At 66.1% G+C, this 9,574-nt stretch carries 10 protein-coding genes; 2 read left to right on the forward strand and 8 right to left on the reverse strand.

All coding sequences use genetic code 11. The annotated features are described in order from the left end of the window. Window positions 1-1,237: pyruvate kinase (gene pyk / locus AAIL68_RS16745; RefSeq protein ID WP_347140891.1), on the reverse strand; the 1,237-nt coding region annotated here is incomplete at its 3' end. A gap of 113 nt (window positions 1,238-1,350) precedes the next feature. Here pyk and AAIL68_RS16750 point away from each other — a divergent pair. After that, window positions 1,351-2,091 carry an N-formylglutamate amidohydrolase gene (locus tag AAIL68_RS16750; protein WP_347140892.1) on the forward strand — a complete coding sequence of 247 codons (741 nt, stop codon included), beginning with the start codon at window positions 1,351-1,353 and terminating at the stop codon, window positions 2,089-2,091. Window positions 2,092-2,156: 65 nt separating this feature from the next. On the opposite strand, the gene AAIL68_RS16755 is transcribed toward AAIL68_RS16750, so the two are convergent. The 6 genes from AAIL68_RS16755 to AAIL68_RS16780 form a co-directional block, all read right to left on the reverse strand. Further along, window positions 2,157-4,421, reverse strand: coding sequence for an adenosylcobalamin-dependent ribonucleoside-diphosphate reductase (locus tag AAIL68_RS16755; protein ID WP_347140894.1), 2,265 nt, complete (start codon window positions 4,419-4,421; stop codon window positions 2,157-2,159). Between the two features lie 73 nt (window positions 4,422-4,494). After that, complete coding sequence (locus AAIL68_RS16760) at window positions 4,495-4,974, reverse strand: hypothetical protein (RefSeq protein WP_347140895.1); 480 nt, start codon at window positions 4,972-4,974, stop codon at window positions 4,495-4,497. Between the two features lie 44 nt (window positions 4,975-5,018). Continuing rightward, the gene (locus AAIL68_RS16765) at window positions 5,019-5,507 is read right to left on the reverse strand and encodes a hypothetical protein (protein WP_347140896.1); all 489 of its coding nucleotides are present in this window, start codon (window positions 5,505-5,507) and stop codon (window positions 5,019-5,021) included. A 59-nt stretch (window positions 5,508-5,566) separates the two neighbouring features. Continuing rightward, a complete protein-coding gene (locus AAIL68_RS16770) occupies window positions 5,567-6,415 on the reverse strand; it encodes a lysophospholipid acyltransferase family protein (protein ID WP_347140897.1) in 849 nt (282 codons plus the stop codon). Next, on the reverse strand, window positions 6,412-7,194 hold the full coding sequence (locus AAIL68_RS16775) for a GNAT family N-acyltransferase (protein ID WP_347140901.1): 783 nt from the start codon (window positions 7,192-7,194) through the stop codon (window positions 6,412-6,414). Before AAIL68_RS16775 ends, AAIL68_RS16770 begins: the two co-directional genes overlap by 4 nt. A 153-nt stretch (window positions 7,195-7,347) precedes the next feature. Beyond that, on the reverse strand, window positions 7,348-7,527 hold the full coding sequence (locus AAIL68_RS16780; RefSeq protein WP_347140898.1) for a DUF3553 domain-containing protein: 180 nt from the start codon (window positions 7,525-7,527) through the stop codon (window positions 7,348-7,350). Between the two features lie 39 nt (window positions 7,528-7,566). On the opposite strand from AAIL68_RS16780, the gene AAIL68_RS16785 reads away from it, so the two are divergent. Further along, complete coding sequence (locus AAIL68_RS16785) at window positions 7,567-8,190, forward strand: histidine phosphotransferase family protein (protein ID WP_347140899.1); 624 nt, start codon at window positions 7,567-7,569, stop codon at window positions 8,188-8,190. A gap of 31 nt (window positions 8,191-8,221) precedes the next feature. Here the strand turns inward: AAIL68_RS16785 and AAIL68_RS16790 are convergent, their stop codons facing one another. Then, window positions 8,222-9,487, reverse strand: a complete 1,266-nt coding sequence (locus tag AAIL68_RS16790) for a glutamate-5-semialdehyde dehydrogenase (protein ID WP_347140900.1) — start codon at window positions 9,485-9,487, stop codon at window positions 8,222-8,224. Window positions 9,488-9,574: the final 87 nt, after the last annotated feature.

The following is a 9,574-nucleotide window of genomic DNA, read 5'->3' on the forward strand; positions in this document are numbered from 1 at the left end:
CCCAGGTCAGGCACATGCGGCGCAGCACTGATTCGACGTGGGTCAGCGCGATGATCGGCACGCGGGGCCGTTCGCGCGCGACCAGGCTGGCGGTCTTGCCCGACTGGCTGAAGGCGCAGATCGCGGCGATGTCGGTCGTTTCGGCAATCTCGCGCGCGGCGGACACGATGGCGTCGGCCACGGTATGCAGCCTGTTCTGGCGCGAAGCCTCGATGATGGCGCGATAGTTGCTGTCGGCCTCGACGGATTGAGCGACGCTGTCCATCGTCCGCACCGCCTCGATCGGATAGGCACCCGCCGCGCTTTCGGCGGACAGCATCACCGCGTCGGCGCCTTCGTAGATGGCGTTGGCGACATCGCTGACCTCGGCCCGCGTGGGCATCGGGCTTTCGATCATGGATTCCAGCATCTGGGTCGCCACGATCACCGGCTTGGCCGCCGACCGGCACTTGCGGACCAGCCGCTTCTGGATCGGCGGGACCGAATGGATCGGCAGCTCGACCCCCAGGTCGCCGCGCGCGACCATGATCCCGTCGGACGCCGCAAGGATGTCGTCGAAGGCATCGACCGCAGCCGGTTTCTCGATCTTGGACAGGATCGCCGCGCGGCCCTTGGCCAGGGCGCGCGCCTCCTCGACATCGGCGGCGCGCTGCACGAAGGACAGGGCCAACCAGTCCACCCCCAGTTCGCAGGCGAATTCCAGATCGGCGCGGTCCTTGTCCGACAAGGCCGCCAGCGGCAGCACCACGTCTGGCACGTTCACGCCCTTGCGATCGCTGATCGTGCCGCCGACCGTCACCGTGCAATCGGCGAAATCGGGGCCGCATTCATCGACCCGCAGGCGGATCTTGCCGTCGTTGACCAGCAGGTTGCTGCCGGGCACAAGCGCGGCAAAAATCTCGGGGTGCGGCAGTTGCACCCGGTGGCAATCGCCCGGTGCGGGGTTCAGGTCGAACCGGAAACGCTCGCCTTCCTCAAGGTCGCAGGCGCCCGAGGCGAACTGGCCCACGCGCAGCTTCGGTCCCTGAAGATCGGCCAGAATGGCGATGGGACGGCCGGTCTCGGCCTCGACCGCGCGAATCGCGTCATAGCGGGCGCGGTGATCGGCGTGGCTGCCATGGCTCATGTTCAGGCGGAACACATCGGCGCCGGTTTCGAAAAGCGCACGGATCATCTCGCGGGTCGAGGAGGCAGGCCCAAGCGTTGCCACGATCTTTACCTTGCGATGTCGTCTCATTCCTGCGCCCTTTTTCCGTTTGCGCTAACTATGATCCAGATCGCGGGCAGCCGCAACTGGCGTCCGGCGGCACCATGTCATAGACATCCTGCAAGATGAAGGATGACCGACCCATGACAGAGCGCGCCTTCTGGACCGAGGGCGAGGATCGCCCGTCCCGCTGGCTGATCACCTGCGACCACGCGACGAACCGCGTGCCGGACTGGGTGGACGGCGGTTCGCTGGGCATCGCGCCCGCCGACATGGCCCGCCATATCGCCTATGACGTGGGCGCGGCGGGTCTGGCGTCGCGGCTGGCAGCGGTGATGGATGCGCCTGCGATCTTCTCGGATTTCTCGCGACTGGTGATCGACCCGAACCGGGGCGAGGACGACCCGACGCTGCTGATGCGGCTGTACGACGGCACGGTGATCCCGGCCAACAAGCACGCCGACGAGGCCGAGCGCCAGCGCCGCCTGGACCGGCTGCACCGCCCTTATCACGCGGCGCTTGCGCGGCTGGCCGACCGCCATCCCGACCGCTGCATCTGCGCGATCCACAGCTTTACCCCGCAGCTTCGCGGCCGTCCGATGCGGCCCTGGCAGGTGGGGATCCTGTATTCCTGGCAGGATGTCCGGCTTGGCCCGCCGCTGGTGCAGGCCTGCCGCGCCGCTGGCTGGGTCACGGGCGAGAACCAGCCCTATGACGGCCATCTGGAAGGCGATTCGATCGACCGCCATGCCTTGAGGCACGACCGCCCGAATGTTCTGATCGAGGTGCGCAACGACCTGATCGCGGATGACGCCGGCCAGGCGGAATGGGCCGCGCGGCTGGCGCCTGTGATCGCCGACACGCTGGCTGCGACGGGGTTGTGACATGGTGGGGTGGAACCCCACCCTACGATCCGGCGGCAGGGCGGGGTTTCACCCCACCATGCCCCCTACCCGCACTTGGAATGCCCGCAACTGGGGCAAGTCATGCAGCCTTCGTTCATGCGCATCCCGTATTGGCCGCAGTTCGGGCAAGCCGGGCCAAGGGGGCGTTCGCCGACCGCCACGGCCTCGACCTGCGGGTCGGTCTTCAGGCCAAGCCCCTCGCCTGCCAGGAAGCCCGTCTCGACCATGTGGCGTTCGATCACCCCGCCGATGGCCGCCAAGATCGAAGGCACATAGCGCCCGTTCATCCAGGCCCCGCCGCGAGGATCGAAGACGGCCTTCAACTCCTCGACCACGAAGCTGACATCGCCGCCGCGCCGGAACACCGCGCTGATCATCCGCGTCAGCGCGACCGTCCAGGCGAAATGCTCCATGTTCTTGGAATTGATGAAGATCTCGAACGGGCGGCGGTGGCCTGCCTGCACGATGTCGTTGATGGTGATATAGATGGCGTGCTCGCTGGCGGGCCATTTCAGCTTGTAGGTCGCGCCTTCCAAGGCGGCGGGGCGATCCAGCGGTTCGGTCAGGTAGACCACGTCGGCGCCGGTATCCGCTTGCGGCGCGGCCTCGGCCTTTTCGCTGACCGACAGAACGCTGCCCGTCACATCGTTCGGGCGATAGGTCGTGCAACCCTTGCAGCCCAGATCCCAGGCGGACAGGTAGACATCCTTGAAGTCGTCAAAGGAAATGTCGGCGGGGCAGTTGATCGTCTTCGAGATCGAGCTATCCACCCATTCCTGCGCCGCCGCCTGCATGGCGACGTGATCCTGGGGCGCAAGCGTCTGCGCATTCACGAAATGGTCCGGCAGGGGCGCCTCGCCATGCATGTCGCGCCACATCTGGACGGCGTAATCGACGACCTCCTCCTCGGTCCGGCTGCCGTCCTTTTGCAACACCTTGCGGGTATAGGCATAGGCGAAGACCGGCTCGATCCCGCTGGACACGTTGCCTGCATAAAGGCTGATCGTCCCGGTCGGCGCGATGGAGGTCAGCAGGGCATTGCGGATGCCATACTGCGCCACCGCCTCGCGCACATCCGCGTCCATCCGCTGCATGAAGCCGGATGCCAGGAAGGCATCGCGGTCGAACAGCGGAAACGCGCCCTTCTCCCGCGCAAGATCGGCGCTGGCGAGATAGGCCGACCGCGCAATCGCCTTCATCCAGGCGCGCGTCTGTTCAACCGCGTCCGGCGCGCCATAGCGCAGGCCCAGCATCAGCAGCGCATCGGCAAGCCCCGTCACGCCCAGGCCGATGCGGCGCTTGGCCTGCGCCTCAGCCGCCTGCTGGGGCAGCGGGAAGCGGGATGCATCGACCACGTTGTCCATCATCCGCACGGCCACGCGGACCAGATCGTCAAGCGCCGTCATGTCCAGCCGGGCCTGCGGCATGAAGGGCGCATCGACCAGCCGCGCCAGGTTCACCGAACCCAGCAGGCAGGCGCCATAGGGCGGCAGGGGCTGTTCACCGCAGGGATTCGTGGCGGAAATCGTTTCTGCGTATTGCAGGTTGTTCTGCCCGTTGATGCGGTCGATGAAGATCACACCCGGTTCGGCATAGTCATAGGTCGCGCGCATGATCCGGTTCCACAGGTCGCGCGCGGGGACCGTGCGATAGACGCGGCCGCCGAAGACCAGTTCCCAGGGGCCGTCGGCCTTGACCGCCTCCATGAAGGCATCCGTCACCAGCACTGACAGGTTGAACATGCGCAGCCGGGCGCTGTCCTGCTTGGCCGCGATGAAATCCTCGATGTCGGGGTGGTCGCAGCGCATGGTGGCCATCATCGCGCCGCGGCGACTGCCCGCCGACATGATCGTGCGGCACATCGAATCCCAGACATCCATGAAGGACAGCGGGCCGGATGCATCCGCCGCCACGCCGCGCACCTCGGCCCCCTTCGGGCGCAGCGTGCTGAAGTCATAGCCGATGCCGCCGCCCTGCTGCATGGTCAGGGCGGCTTCCTTCAGCGCCTCGAAGATGCCCTCCATGCTGTCGGGGATCGTGCCCATGACGAAGCAGTTGAACAGCGTGACCGATCGGCCCGTGCCCGCGCCCGCTAGGATACGCCCGGCGGGCAGGAACCTGAAATCCTGCAGCGCGGCGTAGAAGCGGTCTTCCCATTCGGCCGGGTTCGCCTCGACCTGGGCCAGATCGCGGGCGACGCGGCGCCAGCTGTCCTCGACCGTGGCGTCGATGGCGTGGCCTTCGGCGTCCTTCAGGCGGTACTTCATGTCCCAGATCTGTTCTGCGATCGGCGCGGCGAAACGGGTCACACGACGCTCCTCATATATGTGGAAGTCGACAGTACAGATATCGGCACCACCGGGCCGGGCTTCAAGCGAAAGATCAGCCCGGCCCGAAGTGCTCCCAGTTCATGATGATCGAGGATTCGTCGCAATAAAGACGCTCGATATCGCTTTCCTTATTGTCCTGGAAATCCTTCAGCGACTTGTAGACATGAAGCTGAGCGACATCGGGATGTTCGTTCATGGGCCCAGTGACGAAGACCGAATAGACGTATTCGCCATGCAGAAGGCCCGTGCCGACTGTCTGGATGGGCCGGTCATCGGTCCGGTAATACTTGGCCGAACCGTAATTGTCTTCTGCCTCGAAATACAGTTCGGAACGGAAATGGGCGCGGACGAAGTTATAGGAAAACCTATCGGGGAAGCCGCCGCCTTCGGGGATCCGTTCGCAGAATTCGACCCTGCCGCCGTCGTCCATCAGATCGCAGGCAAACATCGTCGAATAGGGCGGAACGCAATTCGCCATCGCGGCCGAGCCTCCGAAAGAGAACAGCAGGACCAACAGTGGCATCACGCGCATTCCCATTTCCTTCCGCATTCCGCAGCTTTCCGCCCGACAAGCCGTCAACCCGGTCCGAACCATTCCTGGTTGACCACGATGCTGGGCGGATAGCAGGACCGCCGCGCAAGAATGCCTTTCTCCCTCTCGTTCACGTAGCTGTCCATGTCCTTGTAAACCAGGACCACAGCCGAGCGCCTGTATTCATGTTCATCGAAGGGCACGAAGGCGGCATAGACCGTTTGCCCGTTCACATAAGCGGTCGTGATCGCCGTTCCCGGAATGCCCCACACGCCGGAAACCGCGGTAGAGGTGGCCTGCCTGGTGGTAAAGACCAGTTCCGCGGTGCCGTTGTCCCCGTAGCTATAGCGGTATTCTGGAAGATCCTCGGGGTTGTCGCCGAAGATGCGGCAGAACTGCACCGTCGCAGAGCGTTCCGGGATGTCGCAGGTGAACAGGTTTTCATAGGGTTGCACACAATCCGCCCAGGCTGCCGGTGCGCCAATGAACGCGGCAAGGATGCACGCCGCGGCACGACCGGCAAGGACAGGCATGGGCACAGGGGCGGTTCCTTTTTGGATGGGCCGATACTGGACCGTTTTCCCCGTCGCGTTCAAGCAATACCCCGGCGCACCGCATCCTCGCAGAGGGCGGCAAGGGTCTTGCGGCTCTCGCCCGCGACGGGGATCGGGTCGTGCAGGACCACGGTGACGCGCCCCTGCCGCCGTGCGGCCAGAACCGCCAGCAGATGCGGCCCCAGATCCATGTCGCCCCACCAGCCGTAAAAGCGCGTATCGGCCCCGGCGGGCGCCTGATAGACCGCGCTGACGGGCTGGATCGCCAGACCATCAGGCAGCGCAGGGTCCAGGAAGCCCTGGAACAGCGTCGGCTTGAAAGGCAGCAGCCGCCGCCCGTCGGTCGAGGTGCCCTCGGGGAAGAACAACAGCCGGTGCCCTGCCCCGATACGCTCGGCGAATTCACGCGCCTGGTCCTGCGCCAGACGGGGATCGCGGACCACGAAATGCGTATCGGTCACGCGGGTCAGGATGTTGATGCCGGGCCAGGTCGCGACCTCGGCCTTGCTGACGAAGAACACCGGCATGGCGGCGTTCAGGACCAGGATGTCCAGCCAACTGGAATGGTTTGCGACGACCGCGCCCGGCCCCTGCATGGGTCGGCCCCTTCGTTGCCAGCCGATGCCCATGCAGGCCAGGGTCAGGCGGCAGACCATTTGGACATGCGGTCCGCTCCAGGGGCGCCGCCGGCCATGGAACAGACGCTCGATCCCGCGCAGGGGCAGGATCAGCAGCACCCCCAGCAGCAGCACAAGGACGGCGCCGGTCCCCCGCCGCAACACGCGCAGCCAGTCGCCCAGGCCATGGGGTCGGACGACCGGCGGCGGGATTTCGTCGCGCCAGGTCGCATCGCCCCGTCCGGCATCCGCACGAGAGGGTCGGTTCATTGTGGCTGCCAGCGGCTTTCGTAGAACTGCCGGTGCTTGCCCGACATGGCGGCGGTGTCCATCAGCAGGAACACGTCGGTGGTGTTGAAGGCGCGGTCGATGAAGGCGCCATCGCCCACCATGCCGCCCAGCCGCAGATAGGCCTTGATCAGCGCAGGCATTCCCACAAGCGCCTCCCTCCGGTCCAGGCGGTCGGCAGGGATCAGATCCATCCGGTGATAGCCAGCGGGCAGCGCCCTGGGCCGCAGAGCGGGGGGCGCAAGATGGTGATGGTGCAACCAACTGAGCGCGGGGGCCAGCATTGCCGTGTCGGTGCCGTGAAAGCTGGCCACGCCGAACAGGATCTCGATCCCGTGGTCCAGGACGTAATCGGCAAGCGCGTTCCACAACAGGAACATGCCCGACCCGCCCCGGCAGGCCGGATCGACGCAGGACCGCCCCAGTTCCAGCACCGGGCGGCCGCATTCGCGCAGCGGCGTCAGGTCATATTCGGCATCGCAGTAGAAGCGGCCAAAGTCTTGCGCACGCTCTCCGCGCAGCAGGCGATAGACGCCGACGACATGATCCAGATCCTCAGCCGACCGGCGGGTGTCGATCAGACACAGGTGATCCACCACAGGATCGAACTCGTCGCGTTCCAGCCGCCGGTCGTGATCGACCAGGGGACCGTCCCCGCCCAGTTCCTCGACAAAGACGCGATAGCGCAGGCGTTGCGCCGCCAGCAGATCCTGGTCCGACGCCGCAAGGCGGATGTCGAAGAAGGACGGGTCGGACTTCATGCGGGCGGCAATGGCGGTCATGGTCATCACCCCCTCTCTAGGGGGCGGAAACCGGCATTGCAACAGCGCGGCAGAGGGTCAGGGGCATGGCGGGAACGCAACTCACGGCTTGCGGGGAACAACCAAAGGTTGCAATCGTGACGCTGACTTTCCTCAGCCGCCCTGCGACCAGACAATGTCCAGCGAGACCCGCTTTCCGTCGATGACCTGCTTTCCCGCATGGGCGAAGTTGACCGTGATGCGGTCGCCGATGCGCGACTGCACCTGGCCCTCACCCCATTCGGGGACACCGGGATGGCGGACGATCATTCCGGGTTCCAGGATCTCGTTCACGGCGGCGTCCCCTGCATGTTTCTTGAAAGGTAATGCCCCATGATTTCGGATACAACGCGCATCGCAGCGGGCGAGCTGTCGCAGCTTTTGGGGTCACGGCTGTGCCATGATCTCGTCTCGCCCCTGGGTGCCATCGGTAATGGCGTGGAACTGTTGGAAATGTCGCCCGAATTTCCCGGCATCGACACCAGCCCCGAACTGAAGCTGATCGCGGAAAGCGTGTCGGCGGCCCGGTCGCGCATCCAGATCTTCCGCGTGGCTTTCGGCCAGGTGCAGGGCGATCAGCGCATCGCGCGGGCGGGGATGGCGCAACTGCTGGACGGGTTTTCCGCGCAGGGCCGGATGCAGGTCCAGCTGGATGCCGAGGGCGATTTTCCCCGCATCGAGTTGCGCATGATCGTGCTGGCGATGATGTGCCTGGAAAGCGCGCTGCCCTGGGGCGCCAAGGTCACGGTGGTGCATGGTCCGGCAGGGTGGCGTCTGGTGGCCGAGGCGGACCGGACCAGGCAGGATGCCCCCCTGTGGGCCTGGCTGGGGGGCGAAGACCCGCGCCGGCCCCAGCCGTCCGAGGTTCAATTCCCCCTGCTGGCCGAAGCCTTGGCTCAGGCAGGCCGCCGCGCCACCTGGGACGTCGATGACAAGGGGGCCGAGATCGCCTTCTGATCCCGGCACCCCAACTGCAAGCCCGGCGGCATCATGCCCGGATCGTGCCGTCGCCCGTCACCAGATACTTGAAGCTGGTCAGCTGCTCGGCCCCCACGGGGCCGCGGGCGTGCATCTTGCCGGTGGCGATGCCGATTTCGGCGCCCATGCCGAATTCCCCGCCATCAGCGAACTGGGTCGAGGCGTTGCGCATCAGGATCGCGCTGTCGAGGCCCGCGAAGAAACGCTGCGCGGTCGCGTCGTTCTCGGTCAGGATCGATTCGGTGTGCTGGCTGCCATGGCGGCGGATATGGGCGATTGCCCCGTCCACGCCATCGACCAGCCTGGCGGCGATGATCATGTCCAGGAACTCGCGCCCGAAATCGTCCGGCTCGGCGGCGACGGTGCCGGGGATGCTGGCCAGATCGCCATCGGCGCGCACCTCGACGCCCGCATCCAGCAGCGCCTGAACCAAGGCGGGGCCGTGCTGCGTGTAATACTGCCGGTCGATCAGCAGGCATTCCGCCGCGCCGCAGATCCCCGTGCGCCGCGTCTTGGCATTCATCACCACGCGCAGCGCCTTTTGAGGGTCGGCGTCGCGATCCACGTAAACGTGGCAGATGCCTTCCAGATGCGCAAAGACCGGCACCCGCGCTTCGCGCTGCACCAGCCCGACAAGGCCCTTGCCGCCGCGCGGGATGATCACGTCGATGAGCCCCTGCGCCTGCAGCATCGCCGTGACCGCCGCCCGGTCGCGGGTCGGCACAAGCTGGATCGCGGTCTCGGGCAGGCCTGCCTGCCGCAGACCTTCGACCATGCAGGCGTGGATGGCCTGGCTGGAATGCAGGCTTTCCGACCCGCCGCGCAGAATCACCGCATTCCCGGACTTGAGCGCCAGGGCACCCGCATCGGCCGTCACGTTCGGGCGGCTTTCATAGATGACGCCGATCACGCCGATGGGGGTGCGGACGCGCTGGATGTGCAGGCCGTTGGGGCGGTCCCATTCGGCCACGACCTCGCCCACCGGATCGCGCTGTTCGGCCACCGCGCGCAACCCGTCCTCGATCCCGCGCAGGCGGTCGGGGTCCAGGCGCAGGCGGTCCAGCATCGAATCGGCCAGGCCCTTGTCGAGGCCGAACTGCATGTCCTTTTCATTCGCGGCCAAGATTTCGGCCTGGCGCTGACGCAGCGCATGGGCTGCCCCGATCAGGGCGGCGTGCTTGCGCTCGGCCGTGGCCTGCGCCAGGTCCACCGCCGCGGCGCGCGCGGCCTCGCCCATGGTGGCGATCAGCGCCGTTGCATCGTCAAGGTCCGTCATGCCGTTTCCATTCGCTTTCATCCCGCAGCGCGGTCGTCTTAGCGAAGATAAGGGCTGCGTGTTAGACGTGAAATGAGGGGGAGGAAA

The sequence above is a fragment of the Paracoccus sp. SSK6 genome, from assembly GCF_039770665.1.
In the GTDB taxonomy this organism is placed as follows: Bacteria; Pseudomonadota; Alphaproteobacteria; order Rhodobacterales; family Rhodobacteraceae; genus Paracoccus.

Coding starts and splice junctions, on each gene's coding strand:
- AAIL68_RS16765 (WP_347140896.1), bottom strand. CDS start 5,507: ATGCCTGTCCTTGCCGGTCGTGCCGCGGCGTGCATCCTTGCCGCGTTC.
- AAIL68_RS16760 (WP_347140895.1), bottom strand. CDS start 4,974: ATGCGCGTGATGCCACTGTTGGTCCTGCTGTTCTCTTTCGGAGGCTCG.
- AAIL68_RS16790 (WP_347140900.1), bottom strand. CDS start 9,487: ATGACGGACCTTGACGATGCAACGGCGCTGATCGCCACCATGGGCGAG.
- AAIL68_RS16775 (WP_347140901.1), bottom strand. CDS start 7,194: ATGAAGTCCGACCCGTCCTTCTTCGACATCCGCCTTGCGGCGTCGGAC.
- AAIL68_RS16785 (WP_347140899.1), top strand. CDS start 7,567: ATGATTTCGGATACAACGCGCATCGCAGCGGGCGAGCTGTCGCAGCTT.
- AAIL68_RS16770 (WP_347140897.1), bottom strand. CDS start 6,415: ATGAACCGACCCTCTCGTGCGGATGCCGGACGGGGCGATGCGACCTGG.
- AAIL68_RS16750 (WP_347140892.1), top strand. CDS start 1,351: ATGACAGAGCGCGCCTTCTGGACCGAGGGCGAGGATCGCCCGTCCCGC.